General features: G+C 28.8%; 25 protein-coding genes. 4 read left to right on the top strand and 21 right to left on the bottom strand.

Going from position 1 to position 26,332, the window contains the following annotated elements; translation table 11 throughout:
* Positions 1 to 41: 41 nt before the first annotated feature.
* The gene (locus Q0617_RS14440) at positions 42 to 392 is read right to left on the bottom strand and encodes a RidA family protein (protein ID WP_298754297.1); all 351 of its coding nucleotides are present in this window, start codon (positions 390 to 392) and stop codon (positions 42 to 44) included.
* 457 nt (positions 393 to 849) lie between these two features.
* Here Q0617_RS14440 and Q0617_RS14435 point away from each other — a divergent pair, with 457 nt between their 5' ends.
* Positions 850 to 984 (top strand): hypothetical protein, encoded by a 135-nt coding sequence (locus Q0617_RS14435; protein ID WP_298754295.1) that lies wholly within the window; start codon positions 850 to 852, stop codon positions 982 to 984.
* Positions 985 to 1,033: 49 nt separating this feature from the next.
* Here the strand turns inward: Q0617_RS14435 and Q0617_RS14430 are convergent, their stop codons facing one another.
* The 7 genes from Q0617_RS14430 to ruvA form a co-directional block, all read right to left on the bottom strand.
* Positions 1,034 to 2,386, bottom strand: a complete 1,353-nt coding sequence (locus Q0617_RS14430) for a DUF6161 domain-containing protein (RefSeq protein ID WP_298754293.1) — start codon at positions 2,384 to 2,386, stop codon at positions 1,034 to 1,036.
* 113 nt (positions 2,387 to 2,499) lie between these two features.
* Positions 2,500 to 2,991, bottom strand: coding sequence for an HIT domain-containing protein (locus Q0617_RS14425; protein ID WP_298754291.1), 492 nt, complete (start codon positions 2,989 to 2,991; stop codon positions 2,500 to 2,502).
* Positions 2,992 to 3,042: 51 nt separating this feature from the next.
* A complete protein-coding gene (locus Q0617_RS14420) occupies positions 3,043 to 3,399 on the bottom strand; it encodes a four helix bundle protein (protein ID WP_298754289.1) in 357 nt (118 codons plus the stop codon).
* A gap of 46 nt (positions 3,400 to 3,445) precedes the next feature.
* On the bottom strand, positions 3,446 to 4,882 hold the full coding sequence (gene murF, locus Q0617_RS14415) for a UDP-N-acetylmuramoyl-tripeptide--D-alanyl-D-alanine ligase (protein ID WP_298754287.1): 1,437 nt from the start codon (positions 4,880 to 4,882) through the stop codon (positions 3,446 to 3,448).
* On the bottom strand, positions 4,869 to 5,588 hold the full coding sequence (locus Q0617_RS14410; RefSeq protein ID WP_298754285.1) for an alpha/beta hydrolase: 720 nt from the start codon (positions 5,586 to 5,588) through the stop codon (positions 4,869 to 4,871). The genes murF and Q0617_RS14410 overlap by 14 nt, the downstream gene beginning before the upstream one ends.
* Before the next feature lie 3 nt (positions 5,589 to 5,591).
* Complete coding sequence (locus tag Q0617_RS14405) at positions 5,592 to 6,626, bottom strand: D-alanine--D-alanine ligase (protein ID WP_298754283.1); 1,035 nt, start codon at positions 6,624 to 6,626, stop codon at positions 5,592 to 5,594.
* Positions 6,627 to 6,645: 19 nt separating this feature from the next.
* Positions 6,646 to 7,206, bottom strand: a complete 561-nt coding sequence (gene ruvA / locus Q0617_RS14400) for a Holliday junction branch migration protein RuvA (protein ID WP_298754280.1) — start codon at positions 7,204 to 7,206, stop codon at positions 6,646 to 6,648.
* A gap of 85 nt (positions 7,207 to 7,291) precedes the next feature.
* Here ruvA and Q0617_RS14395 point away from each other — a divergent pair, with 85 nt between their 5' ends.
* Complete coding sequence (locus Q0617_RS14395; protein WP_298754278.1) at positions 7,292 to 9,481, top strand: methyl-accepting chemotaxis protein; 2,190 nt, start codon at positions 7,292 to 7,294, stop codon at positions 9,479 to 9,481.
* A 14-nt stretch (positions 9,482 to 9,495) separates the two neighbouring features.
* Here Q0617_RS14395 and Q0617_RS14390 read toward each other — a convergent pair whose 3' ends face one another.
* From Q0617_RS14390 to Q0617_RS14380, 3 genes are all read right to left on the bottom strand, one after another.
* Positions 9,496 to 9,828 carry a hypothetical protein gene (locus Q0617_RS14390; protein WP_298754276.1) on the bottom strand — a complete coding sequence of 111 codons (333 nt, stop codon included), beginning with the start codon at positions 9,826 to 9,828 and terminating at the stop codon, positions 9,496 to 9,498.
* Positions 9,829 to 9,902: 74 nt separating this feature from the next.
* Complete coding sequence (gene truD, locus Q0617_RS14385; RefSeq protein WP_298754274.1) at positions 9,903 to 10,991, bottom strand: tRNA pseudouridine(13) synthase TruD; 1,089 nt, start codon at positions 10,989 to 10,991, stop codon at positions 9,903 to 9,905.
* A gap of 9 nt (positions 10,992 to 11,000) precedes the next feature.
* Positions 11,001 to 11,831, bottom strand: coding sequence for a thiamine-phosphate kinase (locus Q0617_RS14380; protein WP_298754271.1), 831 nt, complete (start codon positions 11,829 to 11,831; stop codon positions 11,001 to 11,003).
* 134 nt (positions 11,832 to 11,965) lie between these two features.
* Between Q0617_RS14380 and Q0617_RS14375 the strand changes: the two genes are divergently transcribed.
* The gene (locus Q0617_RS14375) at positions 11,966 to 12,352 is read left to right on the top strand and encodes a class II SORL domain-containing protein (RefSeq protein WP_298754269.1); all 387 of its coding nucleotides are present in this window, start codon (positions 11,966 to 11,968) and stop codon (positions 12,350 to 12,352) included.
* A 42-nt stretch (positions 12,353 to 12,394) separates the two neighbouring features.
* On the opposite strand, the gene Q0617_RS14370 is transcribed toward Q0617_RS14375, so the two are convergent.
* From Q0617_RS14370 to Q0617_RS14355, 4 genes are read right to left on the bottom strand one after another with little or no spacing between them, the layout of a single operon-like run.
* A complete protein-coding gene (locus tag Q0617_RS14370) occupies positions 12,395 to 12,985 on the bottom strand; it encodes a TetR/AcrR family transcriptional regulator (RefSeq protein WP_298754267.1) in 591 nt (196 codons plus the stop codon).
* A gap of 2 nt (positions 12,986 to 12,987) precedes the next feature.
* The gene (locus Q0617_RS14365) at positions 12,988 to 16,089 is read right to left on the bottom strand and encodes a multidrug efflux RND transporter permease subunit (protein ID WP_298754265.1); all 3,102 of its coding nucleotides are present in this window, start codon (positions 16,087 to 16,089) and stop codon (positions 12,988 to 12,990) included.
* Positions 16,089 to 17,162, bottom strand: coding sequence for an efflux RND transporter periplasmic adaptor subunit (locus Q0617_RS14360; protein WP_298754262.1), 1,074 nt, complete (start codon positions 17,160 to 17,162; stop codon positions 16,089 to 16,091). Before Q0617_RS14360 ends, Q0617_RS14365 begins: the two co-directional genes overlap by 1 nt.
* On the bottom strand, positions 17,159 to 18,394 hold the full coding sequence (locus tag Q0617_RS14355; protein ID WP_298754260.1) for a TolC family protein: 1,236 nt from the start codon (positions 18,392 to 18,394) through the stop codon (positions 17,159 to 17,161). Before Q0617_RS14355 ends, Q0617_RS14360 begins: the two co-directional genes overlap by 4 nt.
* Positions 18,395 to 18,490: 96 nt before the next feature.
* On the opposite strand from Q0617_RS14355, the gene Q0617_RS14350 reads away from it, so the two are divergent.
* Positions 18,491 to 18,967 (top strand): MarR family transcriptional regulator, encoded by a 477-nt coding sequence (locus tag Q0617_RS14350; protein ID WP_298754258.1) that lies wholly within the window; start codon positions 18,491 to 18,493, stop codon positions 18,965 to 18,967.
* A 1-nt stretch (position 18,968) separates the two neighbouring features.
* Here Q0617_RS14350 and Q0617_RS14345 read toward each other — a convergent pair whose 3' ends face one another.
* The 6 genes from Q0617_RS14345 to Q0617_RS14320 are packed head-to-tail and all read right to left on the bottom strand — an operon-like array spanning position 18,969 to position 26,321.
* A complete protein-coding gene (locus Q0617_RS14345; protein ID WP_298754256.1) occupies positions 18,969 to 22,166 on the bottom strand; it encodes a transporter substrate-binding domain-containing protein in 3,198 nt (1,065 codons plus the stop codon).
* Positions 22,167 to 22,217: 51 nt separating this feature from the next.
* Positions 22,218 to 22,805, bottom strand: a complete 588-nt coding sequence (gene ureG / locus Q0617_RS14340) for an urease accessory protein UreG (protein ID WP_298754254.1) — start codon at positions 22,803 to 22,805, stop codon at positions 22,218 to 22,220.
* Positions 22,806 to 22,819: 14 nt separating this feature from the next.
* Entirely contained in the window at positions 22,820 to 23,518 is a 699-nt protein-coding gene (locus tag Q0617_RS14335) for an urease accessory UreF family protein (RefSeq protein ID WP_298754253.1), read from the bottom strand.
* Positions 23,493 to 23,927 (bottom strand): urease accessory protein UreE, encoded by a 435-nt coding sequence (locus tag Q0617_RS14330; protein WP_298754251.1) that lies wholly within the window; start codon positions 23,925 to 23,927, stop codon positions 23,493 to 23,495. The genes Q0617_RS14335 and Q0617_RS14330 overlap by 26 nt, the downstream gene beginning before the upstream one ends.
* 8 nt (positions 23,928 to 23,935) lie before the next feature.
* Positions 23,936 to 25,639: an urease subunit alpha gene (ureC, locus tag Q0617_RS14325; protein WP_298754250.1), complete on the bottom strand. Its 1,704-nt coding sequence runs from the start codon at positions 25,637 to 25,639 to the stop codon at positions 23,936 to 23,938.
* Position 25,640: 1 nt separating this feature from the next.
* On the bottom strand, positions 25,641 to 26,321 hold the full coding sequence (locus Q0617_RS14320; RefSeq protein WP_298754247.1) for an urease subunit gamma: 681 nt from the start codon (positions 26,319 to 26,321) through the stop codon (positions 25,641 to 25,643).
* Between the last annotated feature and the right edge of the window lie 11 nt (positions 26,322 to 26,332).

The following is a 26,332-nucleotide window of genomic DNA, read 5'->3' as shown; positions in this document are numbered from 1 at the left end:
AATATTATACTTAAAGTAAGAAAAAGATGTAATATATTTGTTTAAACTTTTGCTGCAATGAATATTATCTCAACAAGTGTATTAGTACTTGCCATAGTTGCTTCTACACAAGCACGAGCGGGAGGATTTTCTTTAGATACCCAAGAATCCCAAACTTCATTAAAATCAGCAAAATCACGAGCTATATCTTTTACAAATATCTCAGCACGTAAAATGTTATCTTTATCACTACCAGCTTCAGCAAGTCTCTCTTCAGCCATAGCCAACACTCTTTGAGCCTGACCTTTGATATCTAGATCTTTATCATCAGATACTATACCAGCTAAATAAATAACTCCATTGTGCTCAACGATTCTACTCATTCTTTCATTTACTTGTTTTCTAATTATCATATCAATCCCTTTTGAGTTTTATAGTTTTAGTATAACATTGTAAAGTTATATTTGAATGAAATTGTAAGATTTTTTCTCTTGAAGAACAAGTTCTTCGCTTTCTCACTTTTTAGTTGTAAAAAGTAAGACAAAAAGCAACCAGACGAGTTGATGAAGGCAAAGCTCCCTTCCAGTTAAATATTTATTTCCTGCCCTGCAAAACTCACTAAAGAGTGCATTTAGCACTCTTCTTAACGCTCAAACAGTTTCGGGCATAACCGAAAATAAACATCTAACTTCCGGCTTCATCAAAGTCTGGGAAGAATGAAAGTTCAAACTATCATTTGTAAAGTAGAACAAGAAAAAGATAAAAGACTAGACAAATCAAAAATGCAAATGTCCTTATCCCACCTTTTATCTCCAACATCTACAGAAGCTGAGCGTTTGTTTTATCTTTTCGGAAAAGGCTTGCAACTGTTTGAACAGAACAAATATGCTAATAGCATATTTTTATGTGAGTTTTGCAAGACAGAAAAGAGAAAACAATAAGAGAAGAAACCCAAAGGGCTTCGCAGCCGTTGGTGGTTTTGCTTACTTTGTCCACACAAAGTAAGAGAAAGCGGAGACCTTTAGGTGTTCAAGAATAAAATAAGAATCAGTCTTTATTTCTTAAATGATGAAATTATATCTGTAACAGTTACACTATTTTCATCTTTTATAATTCCATGATTTGTTTGTCTAAAAATACTTTCTATCATGATTTTTTTATCATTTTCTTCTAAGGTATTTCCTTCTTTCATTAATGCCAAATAAGTATTTATCATTGTAACTCTTTCTTTTGCATCAATAGATAAATGATAACTACTAAGAGCAATTTTCATCACTATTCTAATAATCCAAATTGTTAATGAAATTAGTAAAAGCATAAAGGCATACTTAATTAAATCTATATTGAATAAACTATTACTCAATGTTTCGCTATCTTTTTGAACGTTTGGATTTGACACTTCAATTGTCTTAATTATTTCTGCTTTTGCTTCTAATGCAAAACCTGTATCAATTTCTAAAATACTAAATACTAGTATAAGAGAAGCAATTATTGCAATGGATAAATATATTATATACCTTTTTGAATAAAAATTAATTTGGTCTTCCCAAAATTCTGTTGATGCATGAACTCTTAATTCACTCAAAACTGTATCTTTTGCATTTTTGTAATCTTCTTCTAATGATGAAGCATTCTCATATAAATTTTTAACACTATCAAATAATTCTTTATTAGAATCTAATTTCTCTTCTAGCTCTGTAATTTTTCCTGTTAACTTTAACTTATCATCTTCTAATTTTCTTAGTCTTTCTCCTTCAGTTGAACTATTTTTAAAATTATTGATTAAATCATTAACATCTAGTTCATTAAAAATTGTATTATCGATTATCTTTTCAATAATAATTGGCTCGTATGAGCCATATTGTGGTAGCATATCATGAAATGCAATATTAATAAATTTTTCTTTTGATACTGACATATCAGTTTTTTCTTCACCACCAATAAAAATAATTGCATTATTTTTACTTTTATAAACCTTAAAAGGCTTATTCTTAGCCTTTGTTTGTAAAGTCAGATTTGATTCTTCAGAAGTCTCATTTAATAGTGAAATTAATTTATCATATCTTTTAGAAAATTCATCTTCCGATATGTTAATAGTTTGGGTATCAGTGTATTTAGTAATAAAGTCATTCATAATATCTACTATATCAATTTTATAAGCAGATATATTTGTATTTGATGACAACATACTTTTTAATTTATTTAGTTTACTATACAGCTCATTAGCAAGGTCTGTATCAATATCACCTTTTTTAGCCTTATTAATTAAAGAGTTAATTGTATTTGAAAAATTTTCAATTAATATCTCATTTTTAATATATGTACTAACATATTCTAAAACAATATGATTTTTTAACTTTCCATCAATGTGATAAAGGGATTCCAAAAGGTTTGGATAAATTGGCATGATTTTTCCTAAATTAGTTTATTGATATTATCAAAAAAGTAATTAATTAATTCCAATAAATAATATACATATTTATAAAAAACAATTTAGATTATTTATTTTAAATTTAAATATTAAGAAAAATACTTACCTTGATTCTCACAAAGCTTTTTATACAACTTATGAAAATCCACAGGATAAACTCTAGTATTCCCAATAGAAGTGATAAAATTAGTATCCCCTCCCCATCTAGGAACAAGATGATAATGAACATGCTCTGCAATTCCAGCTCCTGCTGCTTTGCTAAGATTCATCCCTATATTTATGCCTTCTGCATTAAGTACTTCTTTAAGCATCCTTGTAGCTTGTTTTACTCGCAAAGACATATCAATCCAAACTTCATCATCTAACTCTTCTATATTATCTGTATGAATATTTGGTATTACCATCATGTGACCTGGAGTGTATGGGTATTTGTTCATGACAACGTAGCAGTTTTTATCTCTAAAAACTACACCTAGCTTTTCGTCATCATTTGAATTATTGTATATATGACAAAATACGCAACCTTCGATTTTATCTTCTGTTACATACTCAAATCGCCAAGGTGCATATATTCTTTCCATTATATTTTCCTTTGGAAAATAAGTGAAAAATGAAAAGTGAAAAGTGAAAAATTATTTTGCATTGTTTTCCTTTGAAGTTTTTATACTACTTACAAGAATACTAATAAGTTCTTTTATTTCAGGCTGAATACTACCATACATTTTATCATTTATATATTCACTGTCCCTTAACAAATCTATCCAATAATTAGTCTCATTTGCTTCTTTCAAAGCAATGTGTAATTTTGATATAAAATCAGGTTTTGATTGTGCAAATTCAGATTCAGAAATTAAAGCACCAATAGCAGTACCACTTCTAAGAATTTGTTTTGACAAAATGGATTCTTTTTTCTCTTCTTGCAAATATTTAGTTAATTTGACTATGCGAATAGCAAATTGATAAGATTTATCTTTCAAAATATTTTTCATTTTTCACTTTTCACTTTTCATTTTTCATTTTATTAAAGCCAAAAGCTTAAATAAAATTAGGTGCGTCATTTGCAAAAAGGATTAAATCCCCTGCTCTAGTTTGTTCTGCTAAAGTCTCTTCCATCTTTGATTTATCTTTTAAGATAAATTGTTTTTCTTTATCTATGTTATCACTAAAAAGGTGAGTATTTAATGAACCAGTTAAAATAACAAAATCAAAGTGTTTATCTATCTCTTTTGCTAAAAGGATATTTGTCTCATCTGTTGATTCAACAAGTCCAGGGGTTATGATCACTTTTCTTCCTTTGTATTCACTACAAAGATTTACAGCCTCTAACATACCCTCAAAGTTTCCATTAAAACTATCATCAATGATGATTTTTCCACCAGCTTCTATTTTTTGAAGTCTATGTTCTACTGGCTTGATTTTATCTAAGGCTATTTTGATTTGGTCTATACTCATACCTAACTCTTTTGCCATAAGAATACAAGCTGTTAGATTTACAGCGTTGAAACTACCAAGTATTGGCGCATGAAAATGTTCTTGTTTTCCATCGATTTCTATATCAAACCAGATACCATCTAGGTTACTCATGGTTATGTTTAGGTTATTTGGAAATTTTACTACCTTTTTATAATCTAAAATAGGCACAGACTCATGCACAAATGCTTTTATCATCTTTGGTGATTTTAGGATTTCCATTTTAGTATGAATTATATTATCTAAGGTTTTGAAATACTCTATATGTTGCTCACCTACTTGTCCTAAGATGGCATAATCTTGTTTTAAAAAGTTAGATATCTCTTCAATATCCCCTGGCATCCTAGCACCTGCTTCTGCTATGTATATATCTGCATTATCAGGTAGGTCTCTGTTTACATCAAGTACAAGTCCAGCTAGTGTGTTTACACTTCTTGGTGTTTTATATGCATGAAACTTTGTTTTTAAAATTTGATACAAATAGTTTTTTATGGATGTTTTTCCATATGAGGCAGTAATTGCAATGATTTTTAAGTCTGGAATTGATTGAAGTCTCTTTTTTGCTCTATGCTTAAAAGATATAAAAAATATTCTCTCTAGTGAAAATGAGACCATATAAGCTATAAATAGAGGTATAAATAAGCCTGAAGTTTTACAATTCTCACTTACAAAACATAAAAGACTTATAGAAAATGTTACAAACAGAAGTATGGCCAAAAATCTTTGAACCCTTGAAGTTAATACCAAAGGCTTATCAAGTTTCATATTCCATAAAATCAAAATAGGCAAATATAAAGCATAAAAATATATTAAAAAATATAATGAAGGTAAAAAATAATACATAACAAAAGGCATCACAAAATAGATAATGTGCCAGTTTAGTTTGTGGTGTTTAAAGATAACTCTTTCTATTTTATAGCTGTACCATTGTAAATTGGTAATCAAATACCAACCTAAAGACATAACTAAAACTATGTGTGTAAATATATTAAAGTATTCCATTTTCTATTCTTTCACTTATATCTTTTGCATTTTCTACAAAAAAGAAGTGTGTCCCTTCATATGATTTAAACTCACTATTTTTTATAAGTGAGGCTATTTTTTTACCAGATTCTAAAGAGGTCGCAGTATCACTTTCAGCCCAAAATATATATGCTTTTCCCTCATAATTTTTAAACTCATCTGTAAAATCTTCATTTAGTACATTTTTAAAAGTCTCATACATATTTTGACTCATATTATCCACATCTTTACTTCTAAAAATCTTTGTAATAGCACCTAAACCCAAAAATTTAAATAACTTTGCCATCTTAATTTTACTTTTAACTTTAGCAGATTTTTCTTCAACTATTCCAGCACTGCTTAAAAGTATAAGGTTTTTAGGATTTAATTTTGTAGCAACTTTCCCACCATATGAGTGTCCCATAATTGTATCTTTTGAAGCATGAATTTCTTTTAAAAATATCTCCATGATAGTTACATAATCATTTGTACTTAAGACATACTCATTTATACTCTTACCAAAACCTGGCAGGTCAATATAGATATGTCTAAAGCTTGGCAAATAGTTTTTAAAGTTTTTACTCATGATATCTTTATTTGAACCCCAACCATGAAGAATAATAATATCTTTTTTTAAACCTTGGTTTACTATTTCATATGAGATATCAAAGTTTTTATTATCATATTGGATTGATTTTAAAGCCAAGGCTTATTTACCTTTTGCCGATTGGATTTTATTTACATAATCATATGAAATTTTGATTTTATCTCTTAATCTTAGCGATTTAGCAAGTTCATTTAAAGTTGAATCAAAATCTTCAAACAAATAGTTTGCCATAGACCCTGGGATTGGGTTGATTTCATTTAGATATACTTCATCATCTATCACAAAAAAATCACATCTAATCATTGAATCATCAAAAGTAGTATTATAAATAGTTTCAAAACTTTTTTTCAACTTTTCTTTTAACTCATCACTTATATCAGCAATACTAACTCTTTGCGTCCTTGCAAAATCTAAATACTTTTTATCAAAATCTAAGAAGTCAACTTTTTGTGGCTCTTCAACTATTGAGTATTTTATCTCATTATTTATTTTACAACCTGCTAAATTGTACTCTTTTATATTTGGAATAAATGTCTCTATTAAAACTGCATTATCAAACTCAAAGGCAACATCAAGTGCATAGTTTAACTCTTCTTTAGATTTTACAATACTAACTCCAATAGAGCTACCTAAAGTAACTGGTTTTACAATAACTGGATAGTTATCTACACTTACTTTATCAAACTTTGTAAAGTATTTATAATCTATTGTTTTAATACCTAAAGATGAAGCATAACCTTTTGTTAAAAACTTATTAAAACTCACACTACAAGCTCCAACTCTAGGACCTATATATCTAATATCAAAAAACTCAAAAAGTGAAGCAATAGTTCCATCTTCACCATCTCCACCATGGATTAAGTTTAATACAACGTCAAACTCTACATTTTTTTCACCAAACATAGCTTTTTTTGAAAAAGTACCTTTTTTAATAGTAAGCTTATCGCACTTTTTATATTCACCACTGCTAAAAAGTTTTGACTTAATTGTTTTTGTTGGGATATGATAAAAATCTCTATTTTCATCTAAAAATATATATTCTACTTCACTTTTAATAACATCTTTCATCGCAATAGCTGATACTATTGAAATCTCATGTTCATAACTACTTCCACCAAAAACTATAGCAATCTTCATACTTTATTAACCTTTTAATCTATTTTTGTAATTTTTTAAGTGCTTCTTTTACCAAATCACTTGTATTTGTAGCACTACAACTATTTAATGCCTTAGTTATAATATCTTTTTTAAACCCTAAAGACTCTAAGGCCATAGAAGCCTCCATCATATTTGTACCTACAGAATCCTCTTCCCCATTTCCATCAATAACAAAGCCAGATAACTCTACTAAAATCCTACTTGCCCCTTTTGGACCAATACCAGGAACTCTTTTTAGCATAGAGATATCATTTGAACTTACTATTTGAGAAAAAGAACTAGGAGTAAAGGTAGAACAAATTGCTAAGGCAACTTTAGGACCTACACCATTTATTTTTATAACCGTATCAAATAGTTTTTTTTCATTTATATCTAAAAAACCATATAAAGCTTGTGAATCTTCTCTTATTATATATGTAGTAAAGAGTGAAATATTATTTTCTGTGATTTTAGAACTACAGTTAACCGATACGAATACTTCATAAACTAATCCGTTTACATCTATATGTAGTAAGGTTGGTTCTTTTTTCTCAATTTTACCTTTTATGCCAACTATCATTATTTTTTAAATTCTTTCTGTTTTTTTATCGTTTATAAATAGTTTTAATTATATAATATCCTAACTTAAAGATTAAGGTTAGTTTATGTTTGATTTTATAACTAAAAAGATTAATAATAAAATTATGTTTGCACTAGTGATTTTAATGACAATTAGTAGTGTATCCGTAGTTTATTTTAGTACTACAAAAGTAAAAAGTGATTCAATTGCAATAACAAAAGAGAATTTGGAAATGCTTAATACTGCAATGTTCCAAAGTCTTAGAAATGCAATGTCAACAGGAGATGTCGCAACTATTCAAAAAGCAGAAGAAGATGCTCAAAACATAAAAGGTGTAAAAAACCTAATAGTTGCAAAAAGTAAGCCCTTAATTGAAATGTACTCACCAGAGTCAAAATTTACAGAAGACTCAGACATTTTAAAATCTTTTGAAACAAAAGCTCCTCAGATTCTTGAAATAAATGAAAATGGAAGTCATCAAATTAGAATGATAAAACCAATGATTGCAGAGCAAGACTGTTTGATGTGTCATGCTAATCAGCAAGTTGGTGATGTTATTGGTGTTATGGATTTAACTTTCTCGTTAAAAGAATCAGATGAAAGATTAGTTGATTTAGTTGTTAGTATTTCAACTACATCACTTATATTAGGTCTTTTAACTATGGCAATTATCTTCTTTATAGTAAGAGGTGCTACAAAACCAATTAATTCATTAAAAGCAGGTTTTACAAACTTGATTGAATCAAATGATACAAATATAAGATTAACTGTTCAATCAAAAGATGAAATTGCAGAAGTTGCTGAACTGTTTAATGCTTATATGGACAAAGTAAAAGCTGGTTTAGTACAAGATGAAAAAGTTATTGAAGAGGCAAATGATGTATTAGAAAAAACTGGAAATGGTTTCTTTGTATATGATGTAAAAGCGCAAGCTTCAAATCCTCATGTTGAGAACTTAAAAACTAAACTTAATACAATGATTTCTCATACAAGAGATACTTTAGAAAGAATCAATCAATCATTAGAACACTATTCTGAATCAAAATTTGATTTTGTTATTGATGATAAGGGTATATATGGTGATTTAGGTTCACTTACGGCTAGTATAAAACTAGTGGGTAATAATACTTCTGAAATCTTAGCAATGATTATGAATACGGGTGATTCATTAAAACAAAATACTCAAACACTATCATCTGCAGCAAATGAGTTATCTTTATCTTCAAATAAACAAGCTGCCTCTTTAGAAGAGACAGCAGCTGCTTTAGAACAAATAACAGGTAATATCAAAGGAACAACAGAAGCTACAGTTAAAATGACTCAGCTTGCACACAATGTTACTGCCTCTGCAAAAAGTGGTCAAAATCTTGCAAGTCAAACTGCTGATTCAATGGAAGATATCAATAAACAAGTTAGTTCAATCAATGAGGCCATTGAAGTAATTGATCAAATAGCTTTCCAAACAAATATTCTTTCTCTTAATGCTGCTGTTGAAGCTGCAACTGCTGGTGAAGCTGGAAAAGGATTTGCTGTTGTTGCACAAGAAGTAAGAAATCTAGCTTCAAGAAGTGCTGAAGCTGCAAAAGAGATTAAAGGTATAGTTGAAACAGCAACTGCAAAAGCTAGAAGTGGTAAAGAAGTATCAGCAAAAATGATTGAAGGATATAACGAACTAAATCAAAATATCTCAAATACAATAGAGATGATTGAAAGTGTTTCAACTGCTTCAAAAGAACAAGAGGGTGGAATCACTCAAATAAATGATGCAATTACTACTTTAGACCAAGCAACACAACAAAATGCAAGTGTAGCGGAAGATATTTCTAAAATGTCAACAGTAATTGCTGAAATGTCAAACTCACTTGTAACAGCTGCTTCAAATGCTAGTTTCCTTCAAGATTCAAGAGAACAAGTTGCTGATGTGGATTTAGTTTATAATACTGCTAAAGTAAAAGTACATATCCTTGAACAAAAAGATGATATCTTTGCTAAATTAGGAACTAAAGAGAAATGGGCTACTTCTAACTCAAAATCATTAACTACTTTTATAAATGATTTTGAAGGTAAATACCCAGGTCAAGCTGATGACTTAATAGAGAACTTAAAAAGTTTAAGTCAAGTTTTAACTTCAAAACTGCAAGCCTTGATAGATGCAAATGCAAATAATGAATCAAATAGTACTTTAGCTCAAAAAGCTAAAGAAGCTGATGATGAAACAATGAAAATATTTAATGTATTAAATGAAGTAAAAAAGGTAGTTTGTAAAAATAAATAGAGAGTTTAAACTTTCTATTTATTATTAGCAGCAAACATATTATCGATATCTTCTTGTGACATTTCGTCGTAGTTATCACCTGAAATGTGCTTTGCAGTTGGGGCTATGTTAAATTGTGTTACATCTATATCTTGAGCTTCGCAAATACTATTAATAACCCTCTCAATTTTTTGTCTAAATATATCTTCTTCTTGAATCATATTCATGACTTCAAGGATTAAATCAGAAGACTCTTTGTCTTTAGTAAATGATAAAGCTGATTCTAGTTTCTCAAAAACTTTTACAGCCACCTTTTCAGAACTTTTTGTCACTTGATCTAGTTCTGCTACTATCTCTTCATAATTCATAGTAAGCCTTTTATTTTATTATTATTTAAAGTTTATCAAAGCTAAGCTTAAAGAGATAAGAATAAAATATGTTATTAATGGATTATTTCAGAGATAACTTGTGTGGCATATGAACCTTTTGGTAAAGTAAATGAAACTTCAAACCAATTTTTATCTTCTTTATAATTTGATTCAATTTCATCTGGAAAAACCCAAGCAAATCTTCTAGCACCATCTTCAAAAGTTTTTTTATCAAACTCTTTTTCTATCTCAAAAGCTAAACCTTCACTAATCTTAACTCTTTTTCCTGGTAATAAACCAGTTGGCACTCTATCTTTTTTATAGAATTTATCACTCTCAACTTCAAGTTCTTCTGCTATAAATATCTTTCCAAAAGGATAGTGACTCATAAGTTCCCCAGGAAGCATCTTAAAGGGATGAGCTTGAGCTTTCATTTGCTTAACAATATCTTGTGGAAGTCCAACTTTATCGCAAATCTCTTTTGGCTCAAAGGCATCTATTAGTTTTGATATCTCAACTCTTTTTGAAAGCCATGAATTAAAAAGATAACTTTGATAAGCATTTAAAAACATCTGTTTTAGATTTCTTCTTTTCTCTTTTAAAGTTCCTTCAACTATTTGTTGACCTTTTTCATGATTATCCCCATATGCACCGAATCTTTGAACACCAAAATAATTTGGAATACCAAATGTTGCAATTTTTCCTAAGGTCTGTTCTATTTTTTTTGCATCCATTAAACTAACTCTTTTTAATCTAATAAAAAACTTATTACCTTTTAGATGTCCAATCCTAATTTTATTGTTGTGATTTATAGTTTCTAAAAATTTTATATTTTCATGGGTGAAGCTATTTATCTTTTCTTCAAATTGTTTTGGAATAGATATATGCTGGATTGTCATTGCATTTTTATCTTTCAAACCAGCATATCCTATATCTCTAAGCTTACATCCAATACTATCAGCAATAATTTGTAATGCATCCCATGTAGATAAATCTTTTTTTCTAAGTTTTACAACTATATGCTCACCCTCACCTGTAAATTCATATAAAGGAATTTCAGTTACTACGAAATCATCTTTATTTTGTTTAAAAAGTACATCTATTTTTGAGTGATTTAAATAGTATTGCAAATTATGTTTATTTAACTGTGTATTATCTTCCAATATTTTCCCTTATTTAAAATGATGATTTTGACAATCACATTTATATGTTCCATCAACTGCTTTTGCAAAGATGTTTAGTTTTACTTCGTGTTTTGTTGCAATCTTAGAGATTATCTCTTTGTTTTTTTGTGAAAAAGAGAATAAAACTTCATACTCTTCTCCTGAACATCCTACTTCTTTACTAATTTTATCAAAAAAATTAAAACCTAAACTATTTATTTTAGACAATCTTTCAAGCTCAAAAAAGAGTCCATCTGATATATCAAGAGCGCAATTAATATAAGGTGCAATTTCATAAAAGAATTTTGGCTTTAATTTTGGCTTTATGAACTTTGATTTTTTAGATACTTTCTTTCCATTTAATAAAGAGTCTAAGTCTTTCTTACAAGTTCCTAACTCACCACTATAACAAAGTAAATCATCTTTTTTTAGACCTTTTCTATAAATTGGTTTTTTTGTCTTTGAAATAATTGTTATGGAAATATCAAGTTTATTATTTGATATTGTATCTCCTCCAATTATTTTGATTCCAAATTTTTTAGCAACACTTTTAAACCCTTTTGCTAACTCTTTTAAATCTTCATTTGAAAAACTTTTTGGAATTGCAACACTTAAAAGTGCATATTTTGGAATAGCATTCATAACAATTGCATCAGATATATTTGCAATCATAGCTTTTCTTGCTATTTGTTTTAGACTCATCCATTCACGTTTAAAATGAATATTTTCAAAAAAAGCATCCATACTATAGACATGAGAACCAATAACTGCTCCATCATCACCAATAACATTTTTATGATTGTTTTTAAATTGTTTTATAAAATAATCTTCTTTGTTCATAGCGCGGATTTTATCATAAATAGACTTGATTTTCTGATATTTATCTTAAATTAAAGCTTAGGATAAAATTTATCCTTTAAAATTTAATAAACATACTGTATAATGCAATACACAAATTTATAGGAGATTGAAATATGCCAAAGATTAACAAATATGTTGATATAGATACTGTTGAAAGAGAAGCTAAGAAAGACTTAATTGATAGACACTCACCATTTATCCACTGTAGCGATAATGCAAAAGCAGGTGAGCCGTTTGAAGTAACTGTTAAAATGGGTAATGAATATACTCATCCAGATGATTTTGATCACTTTATTGAATCAGTTACACTATTTAACGGTGATACTCAATTAGCAAAAGCTAGTTATGTTCCAGGAACATTAGGAAATGTAAAAGCACACAATACTACAACTTTTACTATTATTCCAACTAGTAAAAAATTAAACTTAGTTGCTCATGGATACTGTACAAAACATGGTATTTGGGAATCAACTCCTGTAGAAGTAGCTGTAGCAGAATAGTTAACTTCTTATTGAGAGAGAACTTCTCTCTCAACTTCTCTATTACTTTTTATATATACTATTTATATATTTTTTTATATCATGTTGTGTTTCACTAATAGATTTTGTAAAAAAAGATAAAAGAAAAAAACCTAACATTGTATTTATTATTGAATCAACTAATTCATCTACATTTATATCATTATTAATTAATCTTTTATTCTCACTTGACTCTTTTATTAAAACTTTTAAATACTCAAAGTTTTCTTTATACCAATTTCTCTGAAATTCTATAATTGAGTTGTTTTCAGAAGAATAAGTTATTCCTATAAATTTTTTAAATATTTTACGATGACAATTGAATTTATCTTCATAAATCAAGGTTAAAAAGAGTTTGATTTTTTCTCTATAATCTTTTTCTTTTTCTATTTTTTCATAAATATTCTCTCTATAATTTTCATATAAAAGAGTATTTAATTCTAAGACTATATCTTCTTTATTTTCAAAATACTCGTAAATAGTACCTTTTCCAATATTTGCTTCTTTTGCAAGTTGTGCAATTGTTAGTTTATTTATTCTTTCTTCTAAAAGTATTTTTTTACAAGAAAGTGCTATGCACTTTCTCTTTTTATTTTTATTAATTAAAGAAGACATCTTTATTTTTTTGCTTTACTTAACTTAGAAACTAAAATATAAAAAAGTGGTATAAATATAATTGCTAAAAATGTTGCCGATAACATCCCCCCAATTACACCTGTTCCTATAGAGTGCCTACTTGCTGCTCCTGCTCCACTACTAATAGCTAAAGGAATAACTCCTAAAGTAAATGCCAATGATGTCATTATGATTGGTCTTAGTCTTATTTTTGCAGCTTCAAGAGCTGAATCGACTAAATTCATTCCCTCTTTTTGTTTTTGTAATGCAAATTCTACAATCAAGATTGCATTCTTTGCAGCAAGTCCAGCCAGTACTAGAAGTCCCACTTGAAAATAAATATCATTTTCTAAACCTCTTAGAAGAGTAGCTAAAATTGCTCCAAAAATGGCAAATGGCACTGCTAAAACAACTGAAATAGGCATTAACCATTTTCCATATTGTGCTGCTAAAATTAAAAATAGTAAAACAATTCCAAAAATAAATGCTTGTGCACTACTACTTGAAATCTGTTTCTCTTGAAAAGCTGTACCAATCCAACTAATAGTATATCCTTGTGGTAATACTTCTTTTGATACTTCTTCAATTATTCTAAGTGCATCTCCTGAGCTATATCCAAGTGCGGGTTGTCCTGAAACTTTTGCTGCTTGAAAGAGGTTAAACCTTTCTATCAAATCTGCTCCAACAGTGGGAATAACACTTACTAAAGAACTAATTGGAATAAGTTCATTATTGGCTCCTCTAACAAAAATAAACTTTAAATCATCAATACCTTTTCTAAATTCACCTTTTGCTTGAAGATTGACTTTATATGTACGCCCATATAAATTAAAATCATTTACATAATAACTTCCTAAAGTTGAACTAAGAGTTGAAAATATTTCTGATATTTTCACACCTTTTGCTTTTGCTTTTTGTGTGTTTACATCTATTTTATATTGAGGAATATTCACATTAAGTGAGCTTCTTACACCTTGTAACTCAGGTCTTGCATTTGCTTTTTGAATAATTTGTGAAACATATTTATTTAAATCCTGCACTGTTCCACCACTTCTATCTTGTACATACATTTCAAATCCACCAGATAAACTCATACCCATAATTGGAGGAGGAAGTACACCAAATGTAAATCCATCTGTTGTTGTCCCCATAAGTTGACCATTAAATTTTTTATTAATTACTGAGGCATGTTGTTCAGGTCTTTTTCTCTCATCCCAATCTTTTAATTTAACAATAGTTGCAGCTGCGTGAGTTCTTTGTCCAAAAGTAACTAAATCAAGTCCTGTTAAGGTAATCACATCTTTTACGTTATTATCTTTTAAAACTGTATTATTAATTTCTGTTGTTAACTTCTCAGTTCTATGTAATGAAGATCCTGGAGGGTTGTAACTAAATAAGAAAATTGTACCTTGATCCTCTTGTGGTACTAAACCCTTTTTCATACTATCGAACATATCATATGAAATATAAATCAATCCACCAAATAGTAAAATACTTATAAGTGAGTAACGAATAGTTTTTTTCACTAAAAAAGAATAACCACTTGTTGCTTTATCAAATAAATTATTAAACCATTTGAAAAATCCTTGAGGTTTAGTGTGTTCAGCTTTTAACATAGTTGCACATAAAGATGGTGTAAGAGTTAAAGCAACAAATCCTGATATCACTATTGATACAACAATCGTAATAGCAAACTGTCGATACATTTCTCCACTTAATCCACCCATAAATGCAACTGGAATAAATACGGCCGAAAGTACTAATATAATTGCAATCAATGCACTTGAAACCTCTTTCATTGCAGTGTAAGAAGCCTCTGTTGGGCTCATTCCTTCACTCATATGCCTCTCAACATTTTCAATCACAATAATAGCATCATCAACAACAATTCCAATGGCAAGAACTAAACCAAAAAGGGTAAGTAAATTAATGCTAAATCCAAGAACATACATCCCAGCAAAAGCACCTATAATTGAAACAGGTACTGCTAATATTGGAATAAGTGTTGCTCTCCAGTTTTGTAAAAATAGAAAAATAATTGCAATAACTAAGATAATTGCTTCAATAAATGTTTTAGCAACCTCTTTAATTGAAATTTCAACAAAGGCAGTACTATCATAAGGAATACTGTAAGCGACACCTTCTGGAAACTTTTTACTTGCCTCTTCTAAAACCTTTTCAACAGCACGTGCTGTATCTAATGCATTAGCACCACTTTGTAAAAATATTCCAACGGGAATAGCTGGTTTGTTATTTAATTGTGTAGTCATATTATAGCTTTGAGAACCTAACTCAACAGTAGCTACATCTTTTAAATGTAAAGCACTTCCATCCATATTGGAACGTATAATTATCTCTCCAAACTCTTTTGGATTAGTTAATCGTTTAGGTGTTTGCAAAGTATATGTAAACATCTGTTTATTTTTAATTGGCTCAGCTGCAAATTTTCCTGCTGCATATTGAGCATTTTGTTCTTTAATTGCATCAATAACATCTGATGTAGTTAGATTTTGATTTGAGAGTTTTAAAGGATCAATCCAAATACGAATTGCATAATCTTTTGCCCCAAATATTGTTGCATCACCTACTCCTCTTATACGCTTAATATCATCAACAATATTAATCAAAGTATAATTAGATAGATATGTAATATCTCGACTATTTGTTGGAGAATAAAGCATAAAAACTTGTAGCATACTAGGTGAACGCTCGCGTACATTTATACCTTGTCTTTGTACTTGCTCAGGTAGTTTTGAAAGAGCCGCTTGCACTCTATTATTAACATCAATCTTTGCATCACTAGGGTCTGTACCAACTTGGAAAAATACATTAATACTTACACTTCCATTATCAGCAGCTACAGAGTTCATGTAAAGCATATTATTAGCACCATTAATTTGTTCTTCAATAGGTGCTGCAACTGTTTTTGAAATAGTTTCGGCACTAGCTCCTGGATAATTTGTAGAAACAATAATCTGAGGAGGAACGACCCTTGGATATTGTTCAATAGGTAAATTAATCATTGAGATTATTCCAGCTAATACAATAATTATAGATACGACTGCTGAAAATACAGGATTTTTAATAAAAAATGATGAAAACATTATTTTGTCTCATTTATTATTTGTACTTTTGTATCAGGTCTTACTTTTGCAATATTGCTTATGATTATATTATCATTTGTACTTAATCCACTTTTTATAACTACGCCTTGTGATAATAATTGACCTATTTCAATTGGTATTATTTTAGCTTGATTATCTTTTACTACATAAACAAAGTTTCCTTTTACAGTTTTTAATAATGCCTCCTCAGGAATAATAAATACATCTGGAATATTTAAATTACCCAATTCTATTTGTACAAATTCTCCTACTAAAAGTTCTTGATTTTTATTCTCAAACTTTGCACGTAAGGGTAAAGTATCAGTTTGAGAGTCAAGTTTAGGAGAGATATAATCAATAATACCATTTTCATATTTTTTATCATTATTCACAAGTGTAACAGTTGCTTTCCCTTCTCTTATTTGTGAAAGAAATAGGCTAATATCATCTTTAGCTAAAGAAAACTCAACATGTATAGGATCAATTGAAGTAATAGTTACAAGTAAAGTATTTGTTGAATCAGTGCCTACTAAGTCACCTATATCATTATGCTTAACTCCTGCTATTCCTTTTATAGGAGAAAGTACTTTTGTATAGCTATATTGAATCTTTGCTTCAGTTAATTTTGCTTTGGCATCTTCATAGGTATATTCGTAAGTATCATAATCTTGTACACTAATAGCTTTACTTTTTAAAAGTGCATTTGCTCTAACATAATCCTTATTTGCTTTATTAAAATTAGCTTCTGCTTGATCTAAACTTGCTTTATAAGTATCTTTTTCTATTGTATAAAGTAAATCACCTTTTTTAACTAAACTACCCTCTTTAAAATGTTTTTTTTCTAATATACCTTTAACCCTTGCTGTTACACCTGCTTCCTCAAAAGGTGTAATTAATCCAGGATAAGATTTAGATATAGAAGTATTCTCTTTTTTTACAATAAAAACTTTTACTGGTAAAGCAGGTTTCTCTTTTGATACATTTGTTGTAGGAGTGCTTGTTTTACTATCATTACATCCTGTAAAAACTATAATTACTGCTGTTATAAATAACAATATTTTTTGATTTATCATTTAATATATTCCTTTAAATTATTTCCACTATTGTAAATTACATTAGCTTTTTTGATTTCTATGTCATATTGGGCTGTTTTTAAAACACTTATTGCATTGTATTTTTCAGTTAATGATTCTAAATAAGCAATATTATCAATTAATCCATTCTCAAATTTTGATTTAACAACTTTATAGGCACTATTTGCAGCTGCTAAACCTGATTGTGCAGATTTTACTTTTAGTTTTGCTATATCATATGCTTTTATTGCAAGTTGTAAATCAACATTTGCTTTATTTTTTTCATACATATATTTTGATTTTAGACTTAAATATTTTTTATATTGAGATTCATATCTGTTTTTTGTTTCTCCAAACGAAAATATATTCCAAGTCAAATTTATAGATGCAATATTTTGATCATCTAAAGTAGAATCATAACTTGAATTTTTATAATTCATATCATATTTTGTATATGTATTTTTTAAATTTATTGTAGGAAGATAGCCACTTTTTTCTATATTTGCATTATTTAAAAGTGTATCTAAATCATATTCTAAAGACTTAATATCTGCTCTAGTTAATTCAGTTGGCAATTGTGAAAACTCATTTAATAAAGAACCACTTTCAATGCTTACATCAACGCCAGTAATATAATTAAGATTGTGCACTATTGTTTGTAATTGTAACTCTATTTCATGCAAACTTACATTTGCACTTTCAACTCTATAGATTATTTTTTCTAATTCATCTTCAGTTGTAGTTCCAACATCTAAATATTTTTTTAATCTATTATATTGGGCATTTAATTGTTCTATCTCTTTTTCTTTTGCTTCTTTGCTTGAAAGAAGAGATAAATAACTAAAATAGTAGTTCACTACATTTAAAGCAATCTTATTTTTATTGGCTTGAATAGCTTCTTCTGTACTTTTAATATTTGAATCATAGCTTTTGAAAGTATCACTTCTTTTCCCACCATCATATAAAATAAAACTTGCCGTTGCATAGGTGGTTGACCCTTCATTTGCAACATTTGCTGTTTCTTTATTTGTTTGAGAATAACTTGCCCCAACATCAACTTTTGGTAGATATCCACTTTTCACACTTTCAAACTCATTTTTTAATGACTCTAATTCATAATTATAAGAATCAACCAATCTATTTTTTAATGAAAGTTCAACTAGCTCATTTAAGTTTTGACTCCACATAAAAATTGGTATTAAGAAAATAAAACACAATTTTTTCAATTTCACTCCTTTTATCTTGCTAGAAAGATAACATAGAGTAACTTAAATTTGTCTTTCTAGAAAGATATAGTTCTTTAATAAAACTTTCGCTAAACTTCGCTTATGGAAAAAAAGCACATAGACAATTTTTTTGAAAATATCGTAACAATACAAGAATACAATCAATTTGGATTTACACTCCCAATAATGCTTATATATAGAAATATATTTAATGAAACAGAGAGTTATTTAAAAGTAACCTATGATTTAATACATTCTGATATAGATGTTTTAACTGCTTTATATTTTAATGGTAAAGTTCTTTCACCAACAGATTTATATGCAGCTACAGTTTTCTCATCAGGTGGCATGACAAAAATTCTAAAAAAACTAGAAAACAGTGCTTATATTACAAGAAAACCTTCCGAAAAAGATAAACGAAGTACATTAGTATATTTGGAGAAAAAAGGTGAAAAACTTGTAGAAAAATGTCTAACTGACATAGTAGAACATAGAAAGAGACTATTTGATGTACTTACAATAGATGAACAAAAAAACTTACAAAAGATATTAGAAAAACTAACTTACAATTTATTTTAATCTATTTAATCGCAATTACTTTATTCTTTCCAGTTTTTTTTGCTTCATATAAAGCCTCATCTGCTCTTTTGAAAATCGTATTAATTGTATCAGTGTTATTAAACTCTACTACACCTAAACTAATTGTTTCTCTTCCTACAATTTCAAACTTTATATCTTCTACAAGTTTTCTTATATTTTCAGCAACAATTTTAGCATCGTTTAAACTTGTATTTTCACAAATAATAAGAAACTCTTCTCCACCCCATCTTGCAATAATATCTGTAATTCTAAGATTGATTTTTAAAGCTTTTGCAATTTCTTTTAATACATAATCACCAACATCATGACCATAGGTGTCATTTACCTTTTTAAAATCATCAATATCTAATAATATAATTGAAAATTGTGTTTTATATCTTTTAAACTCTTCTACTTTTATTAACATTGTTTCATCAAGTTTCATTCTATTATATAAGCCTGTCAATTTATCAGTTATTGAGAGTTCTTCGATTCTTTTTTTATCTGTAATATCTTCTGATATTGCTCTATATCCAATTTTTTTATTTTCTTTAATTATTGGTTCAATATACATATTAAGCCAAATGGTTTCACCATCTTTTCTTAAGTTTTTAATTTCTCCAGACCATATCTTATCTTTTGAAATAGTTTCCCATAAATTAACAAAAAAATCATCATCAAGGTCAGGATGTCGCATGTGGGTATGTTTTTTACCAAGTAGTTCTTCTTTTGTATAACCAACAGTTTTACAATATGGTTCATTTGCTTTTGTAATTATTCCATTTGTATCAGTTGTAAGAATTAATACATATTTATTAACCATATGTTGCTGTTCTTCTATCTCATTTTTTGCTTTTGTAAGATCTTTGTTAAGTAAATGTACTGTTCTATTTTTATATAAAATAATTAAAACTATAATCGCAAAAACTAAACTTGTCTGCCAAAGCAGTGTATAATTGACTTCTTGGGCAACCTTTATCTCTATCCATTTATTTATAATTGTTCTTTTTTGTTCTTCACTTATCTCATCTAAAGCTTTTTGCATAATATTATTTAATAGGGGTTCATCATTTCTTGATGCAATACTCAATTTAATATCAAATTCTAACTTTCCTGCAATTTTCAAATCAAACATAGAGTACTTTTGTATACCATAACCAATAGCTGGCATAATATCTATATAGCCAAATAACTCCCCACTACTAACTCTTTCTAGTCCCTCTTTTGCATTTTTAACATCTACAATTTCAATTAAGGGATTTCTCTGTTTTAATACATCTTTAAAAGCATAACTTTTTACAATCCCAACTTTTTTGTTACTAAGTTCTTTTGAGTCTTTAATAAATAATTTATCTAATTTTGTGGCAATAACAAATGGCTCAGCTAGATAAGGATTTGTAAAGTTCATACTATCTCTACGGCTTGCAAGATCCATCGCAACAGGAAGAATATCACATTTTCTATCTCTAATATTTTGTAAAGATTGTGACCACTCTTTAGTTTGGACAAGTTTAATAGGAGTATCAATATATGTAGAAATTATATTTATTAAATCTGCCCCTATTCCATTATGGTTTCCATTATTGTCAATTTGTTCAAAAGGTAACCAGTCTGGAAGAACACACATTTTTATTATCTTTTTCTTTTTTAAATATTTAATTTCTTCATTATTTAAACTATAATTTAAATCTGAAAGGTTCATCCATTTATGTTTTAGCTTTACTTTTTCATTGTGAGGTATCACATCATTTACTTTTTCTAATATGGATTTTAATAATAAATTATCTTTTGATACAGCCATAGGAAGAGCAGTTTTTTTCTCTAATCCAAGATCATTTAAAGTTATTGTCTTTACATTACTTAACCAATCTTTTTGAATATAATATTGTAAAGCAGGAAGACTTCCTATTGCAGCATCTGCTTGTCCCATAGATACATCTTCAACTGCATTTGCAGTAGATGAAGAGAATAGTAGTTTTTGTTCTGGGAAATTATCTTTTAAATATGTCTCTACAAATGATTTTTTTGTTACTGCTATTATTTTATCTTTCAAGTCATTCATTGACTTGAAATTACTATTTTTATCTACTGCAACTCCAGTTGAAAATTCAATATGGTTAAAGTTTGTAAAATCTAAGTATTTTTTTCTTTCATTAGTAATTGCAACATGTGGAATTAAATCTATATTTTTATCTTTTAACATTATCAAAAACTCATTCCAAGATTTATTAGTGATAAAATTAATCTCTATATTTAAATATTTGCCTACCAACTTCATATAATCTATGCTATACCCTTTTGGAATATCATTTTCATTGAAGTTAAAAGGTGGAAATGTTTTTAAGTTTGCAACATGAAGGACTTTTTTATTTTTTAAATACTCTCTTTCTTCTTTTGTTAAATTTAGATGGTTTTCATCTGGGATATTTTGTGGTGTTGCAAACCACTTTTTACTTATATAGCTTTTTGTATCTTCAGGTATAAAAGCTAAGCCTTTATTTAAAATAGAAATTGCTTCAGGATAATCTTTTCTTATGGAAAATACTAAGTTTAAAGTACTGTTTTGTACTTTATCCACAATTTTAAGATAGGGTAACCTCTCTTTTTGTGCTAAATAAAAAATCTCATGATTGCCAATCGTAGCATCAATTTTTCCAGTTATAAGATTATGCAGTATCTCATCCAATGTTTTTAAGGGAACTAAAATCGACTCTTTGTATTGGGAAATAAGTTTTTTATCAAATAAATTATTTTCTAAATATCCAATTTTTTTACCAAGTAAATCATCAATAGAATTGATATTTTTAGGATTATTATTTAGTGTAATAAAATATTTTTTTGTAGAAGTATAACTATTTGAAAAGTTGAAAAATTTGGCTCTCTCTTCATGTACAGCACTTGTACTTAAGCCATCAATCTCTTTATTGATAGCTTTTTGTACCATATCTTTCCATGTACCAACTTTTAATTGAAAGTTTGCGCCAGTATTTTTATTAACTAAGCTTAATATATCAACATCAAATCCATTAATGGAGTTGCCATTATTTATAACAAATGGTGCCCATGTTGTTTCTGTACCCAATGTGATTACAGGGTGCTTTGCAAGCCATTTTTTCTCTTTTTGGGTTAATTCAACGTGTGAAGCAAATAAATGAAGTGTAAAAAACAGTGTTAAAATTAAGCTAAATAATCTTTTCAAATATAAGAATTCCTAATAAAATATTGGATTATATCTAAATAATAATTTAGATTATATTAGTGCTTCAATCCAAGTTGCAAGTTGTTTTAAACTTTTTTCTTCTTTATTAGATATAAAAACAGAAGGTTTATTTTTTCTATTATTTTGTACATCATCTTTCATTAACTCTAAATCAACTCCTACGTATGGTGCTAAGTCAGTTTTATTTACTACAAGTAAATCAGAAAAAAGCAATCCTGCACCTTTTTTACGTGGAATATCTGCCCCTTGTGCCACATCAATTACATACATATAATAATCAACAAGTTCATAAGAAAAAGTTGCACTAAGGTTATCTCCACCACTCTCCACAAAAGTAATATCTGGATTAAACTTTTCTTCAAGTTCTCGTACAGCTTTTTGATTCATAGAGATATCATCTCTTATTGCTGTGTGAGGACAACCACCTGTTTCTACACCTATTATTCTATTTTCATCTAAGTCAAGTGTTTTTTTAAGATAATTTGCATCTTCTGTTGTATATATATCATTTGTCACAATTGCAAGTGAATATTTATCTTTTAATATATTTGTAAGACTCTCTATTAGTGAAGTTTTACCACTTCCTACAGGTCCTGCTATTCCTATTTTTAAACTCATTTTTTAATTATCCTTTACGTTATAAACATCTTTGGTTCTAAATTCTTGTGAGAAAAAATGATTTCTTCAAAAAGTGGATTAAAGTTTGTGATTTTTTTATCAATTTTTTCAAAAACAATATTCTCTAATATTTCATCAAATTCAAATAGCATTTGTTGTATTTGAGAGGGTTTTATTCTTGATATTTTAAGTGTTGTTGCTGCTATGTTTATAAGGTTCTTTTTCGTCCACATCACAATAAAATCTTCCATACAAATATCTAAATCATAAGCTAATGCACTTAAAACTATTATTTCATTTGCTTCACAAGTTTTATTTTCAATTTCCTTGAAATATTTTATTACTATATCTTTTGAGGCTAAACTTTTTATTTGTACAAAATAGTTTTCACCTATATCTTTAGAAGCTTTTGCATACTCAAAAGTTAGATATGCCCCATATTCATTATCAAGCTTTTTTATTAAATTTAATTTATCTTTTTCTAAAGCTTCATATACTTTTTTAATATATACAAACTCCATTTTAGAGTATTGGTCTATAATTAGATTTTTCAAATAGATTTTTAAACTCTTTTCATCATAAACTACCTCTTTAACAATATGAGGTTCAAGTCCAAAAGAGTGCACAAACATTCCAGAGGGAAAAGTTCCATCAAGTATTTGTATAAATCTACTTAGTGATTTAAGACTAGTGTGAGTGGTGTGCTTTACCATTTGGCTTAAAATACCCTTTTGTTTTTTCTATATTTATATCTTTATTTGCATAACAATCTTTTATAATATCACCTAAAGAAATATCGTCTAAAATAGTTATTTTAAACTCTTCTATCATCACAGGTTGATGTCGATTCCCTATTTCATATGCAGTTTTTGCAAAAATTAGAGCATCTGAAAACTCTAAAACAAAAACTTCATCAGCACTTCGTTTTACTTTTATAGAATAGTCGTCTTCACAAACTAAAATATCATTTTCATGTAGATGGGTAAATTTTGCTTTTACTACAAAATTTACTCCACTTTTACTAACAGCAGTTAGGTTTGGTTTTTGCATATCAAACCAAGATAATTCAACCTCATCACTGGCTTTTATATCTTTCTTGATTTCTATAACTTTTTTTATCATACTCTTTCCTAGAACATAAAATATTTTTTTGCCATTGGTACTGTTGATACATAGTTTGATTCTATTAACTCTCCATCAACTGTTACGTCATATGTCTCTGGATTAACTACAATATCTCCAATAAAGTCATTTAACTTCATATCTTTTTTACCTATACTTCTTGTATTTTTAACAGCAAGTACAGCTTTATCGATTTCAAGTTTATCTTTTATACCTTCTTCAATTGCTATATTTGAAGTAAAGATTGCACTTGTTTTTGCACTTGCTTTTCCTAAACTTCCAAACATAGGTCTATACATATTTGGTTCTGGTGTTGGAATTGAAGCATTTGAATCACCCATCATACTAAGTGCTATAAATCCACCTTTGATAATAATCTCAGGTTTTACCCCAAAGAAAGCTCTATTCCATAAAACTAAGTCAGCCATCTTACCAACTTCTACACTTCCTACATACTCATCTATTCCACAAGCGATTGCAGGATTTATAGTATATTTTGCGATATATCTTTTGATTCTATTATTATCACTTAGTTCATCATCTCCATCTAAAGCACCTCTTTGTTTTTTCATAGAGTCTGCCACTTGCCAAGTTCTTGTAAGTACTTCCCCTACTCTTCCCATAGCTTGTGAATCTGAACTAGTTATACTAATAGCTCCCAAGTCATGTAACACATCTTCAGCTGCAATTGTCTTACCTCTAATTCTGCTCTCTGCAAAACTTACATCTTCAGGAATCTTTGGACTTAAATGGTGACATACCATGAGCATATCAAGATGTTCTTCAATAGTGTTTTTTGTATATGGCAAAGTAGGATTAGTACTTGATGGTAATATATTTGCTAGTCCAGCCACTTTCATAATATCAGGTGCATGTCCACCACCTGCTCCTTCACTATGGAAGGTATGTATTGTTCTATCTTTAAAAGAGTCAACTGTATTATCAACAAAGCCTGATTCATTTAAGGTATCTGTATGAATAGCAACTTGTACATCATATTCATCAGCAACACTTAAACAAGTATCAATAGCTTTTGGTGTACTTCCCCAATCCTCATGGAGTTTTAGTCCCATAGCTCCAGCTTTTATTTGAACCTCTAAAGCCTCTTTACAAGAACTATTTCCTTTTCCCATAAAACCAAAGTTAAGTGGTAAGTTATCAACACTTTGTATCATCTTACCTATATTCCACTCCCCTGGGGTACAAGTTGTGGCATTTGTTCCTGTATTTGGTCCAGTTCCACCACCTACCATAGTAGTAACTCCACTAGCTAGTGCAACATCAATTTGACCAGGACTTATAAAGTGAATATGTGAATCTATACCACCAGCAGTTATAATTTTACCTTCAGCTGATAGTATTTCAGTGTTTGCTCCTATTTCTAAACCTTCTGTAATACCATCACAAAGATTTGGATTTCCAGATTTTCCAATAGCTATTATTACACCATCTTTGATACCAATATCAGCTTTATAAATACCTGTATAATCAATAATAACAGCATTTGTAATAATCAAATCAGCAACATCAACAGCCGTTGGACTTTGTGCCATTCCATCTCTTACTGTTTTACCACCACCAAACTTACTCTCTTCTCCATAAGTTGTATAATCTTTTTCTATCTTAGCTATTAAAGATGTATCAGCAAGTCTAAATCTATCACCAGTCGTTGGTCCATACATTGAAGCATATTTTTCTTTTGATATTTTCATCTTATACTCCTAGGAACTTTTCTAAATTTTTCATGGCATTTTCTTTTGTTGGAACATCATCTAAAAAGCCTTCAACTAAACCATTAAATCCACTCATATATCTTTTACCACTAAAATCTATTAGATTTATCTCTTTTATTGAACCTGGCTCAAATCGCACTGAAGTTCCTGCTGGAACATCAAGTCTTTTGCCATAAGCTTGTGCTCTATCAAAGGCAAGTTCTTTATTAACTTCAAAAAAGTGATAGTGTGATCCAATTTGTACTGGTCTATCACCTCTGTTTTCTACTTGTATTGTGGTAAGTTCTTTGTTTTCATTTAGAACTATTTCACCTTCATTTACAAAATATTCACCCGGTTCTATTTTTGCTTTTTTACTTGTAGTAATAGGATTGTGAACAGTGACAAGTTTTGTACCATCATCAAAGGTAGCTTCTATTTGAACCATATGCATCATAGAAGCAATTCCATCCATAACATCATCTTCACCTAAAACTTTCGTAGCATCAACCATAAGTTGTGCTACAGTTTTACCTTCTCTTGCGCCTTCAAGAATGTATGAACTCAAAATTGCAACAGCTTCTGGATAGTTTAGCTTTAAACCTTTTTCTTTTCGCTCAAGTGCCAATTTTGAAGCTGTATAAATCATCAATCTTTCTTGTTCACGATTTGTTAGAAACATCTTTTTACCTC

It is taken from the genome of uncultured Arcobacter sp. (genome assembly GCF_937982575.1).
Lineage (GTDB): Bacteria > Campylobacterota > Campylobacteria > Campylobacterales > Arcobacteraceae > Arcobacter.
This window is presented reverse-complemented; position numbering and strand designations above follow the sequence as displayed.

What these genes read in the sequence shown, in the direction of transcription:
- murF (WP_298754287.1), bottom strand. Translation starts at nt 4,882, where the DNA reads ATGGAATACTTTAATATATTTACACACATAGTTTTAGTTATGTCTTTA.
- Q0617_RS14360 (WP_298754262.1), bottom strand. Translation starts at nt 17,162, where the DNA reads ATGATAAATCAAAAAATATTGTTATTTATAACAGCAGTAATTATAGTT.
- Q0617_RS14420 (WP_298754289.1), bottom strand. Translation starts at nt 3,399, where the DNA reads ATGAAAAATATTTTGAAAGATAAATCTTATCAATTTGCTATTCGCATA.
- Q0617_RS14405 (WP_298754283.1), bottom strand. Translation starts at nt 6,626, where the DNA reads ATGAAGATTGCTATAGTTTTTGGTGGAAGTAGTTATGAACATGAGATT.
- Q0617_RS14395 (WP_298754278.1), top strand. Translation starts at nt 7,292, where the DNA reads ATGTTTGATTTTATAACTAAAAAGATTAATAATAAAATTATGTTTGCA.
- Q0617_RS14335 (WP_298754253.1), bottom strand. Translation starts at nt 23,518, where the DNA reads ATGGTAAAGCACACCACTCACACTAGTCTTAAATCACTAAGTAGATTT.
- Q0617_RS14320 (WP_298754247.1), bottom strand. Translation starts at nt 26,321, where the DNA reads ATGTTTCTAACAAATCGTGAACAAGAAAGATTGATGATTTATACAGCT.
- Q0617_RS14425 (WP_298754291.1), bottom strand. Translation starts at nt 2,991, where the DNA reads ATGGAAAGAATATATGCACCTTGGCGATTTGAGTATGTAACAGAAGAT.
- Q0617_RS14440 (WP_298754297.1), bottom strand. Translation starts at nt 392, where the DNA reads ATGATAATTAGAAAACAAGTAAATGAAAGAATGAGTAGAATCGTTGAG.
- Q0617_RS14380 (WP_298754271.1), bottom strand. Translation starts at nt 11,831, where the DNA reads ATGAACAAAGAAGATTATTTTATAAAACAATTTAAAAACAATCATAAA.
- ureG (WP_298754254.1), bottom strand. Translation starts at nt 22,805, where the DNA reads ATGAGTTTAAAAATAGGAATAGCAGGACCTGTAGGAAGTGGTAAAACT.
- Q0617_RS14370 (WP_298754267.1), bottom strand. Translation starts at nt 12,985, where the DNA reads ATGTCTTCTTTAATTAATAAAAATAAAAAGAGAAAGTGCATAGCACTT.
- Q0617_RS14350 (WP_298754258.1), top strand. Translation starts at nt 18,491, where the DNA reads ATGGAAAAAAAGCACATAGACAATTTTTTTGAAAATATCGTAACAATA.
- ruvA (WP_298754280.1), bottom strand. Translation starts at nt 7,206, where the DNA reads ATGATAGTTGGCATAAAAGGTAAAATTGAGAAAAAAGAACCAACCTTA.
- ureC (WP_298754250.1), bottom strand. Translation starts at nt 25,639, where the DNA reads ATGAAAATATCAAAAGAAAAATATGCTTCAATGTATGGACCAACGACT.
- Q0617_RS14330 (WP_298754251.1), bottom strand. Translation starts at nt 23,927, where the DNA reads ATGATAAAAAAAGTTATAGAAATCAAGAAAGATATAAAAGCCAGTGAT.
- Q0617_RS14365 (WP_298754265.1), bottom strand. Translation starts at nt 16,089, where the DNA reads ATGTTTTCATCATTTTTTATTAAAAATCCTGTATTTTCAGCAGTCGTA.
- Q0617_RS14430 (WP_298754293.1), bottom strand. Translation starts at nt 2,386, where the DNA reads ATGCCAATTTATCCAAACCTTTTGGAATCCCTTTATCACATTGATGGA.
- Q0617_RS14375 (WP_298754269.1), top strand. Translation starts at nt 11,966, where the DNA reads ATGCCAAAGATTAACAAATATGTTGATATAGATACTGTTGAAAGAGAA.
- Q0617_RS14390 (WP_298754276.1), bottom strand. Translation starts at nt 9,828, where the DNA reads ATGAATTATGAAGAGATAGTAGCAGAACTAGATCAAGTGACAAAAAGT.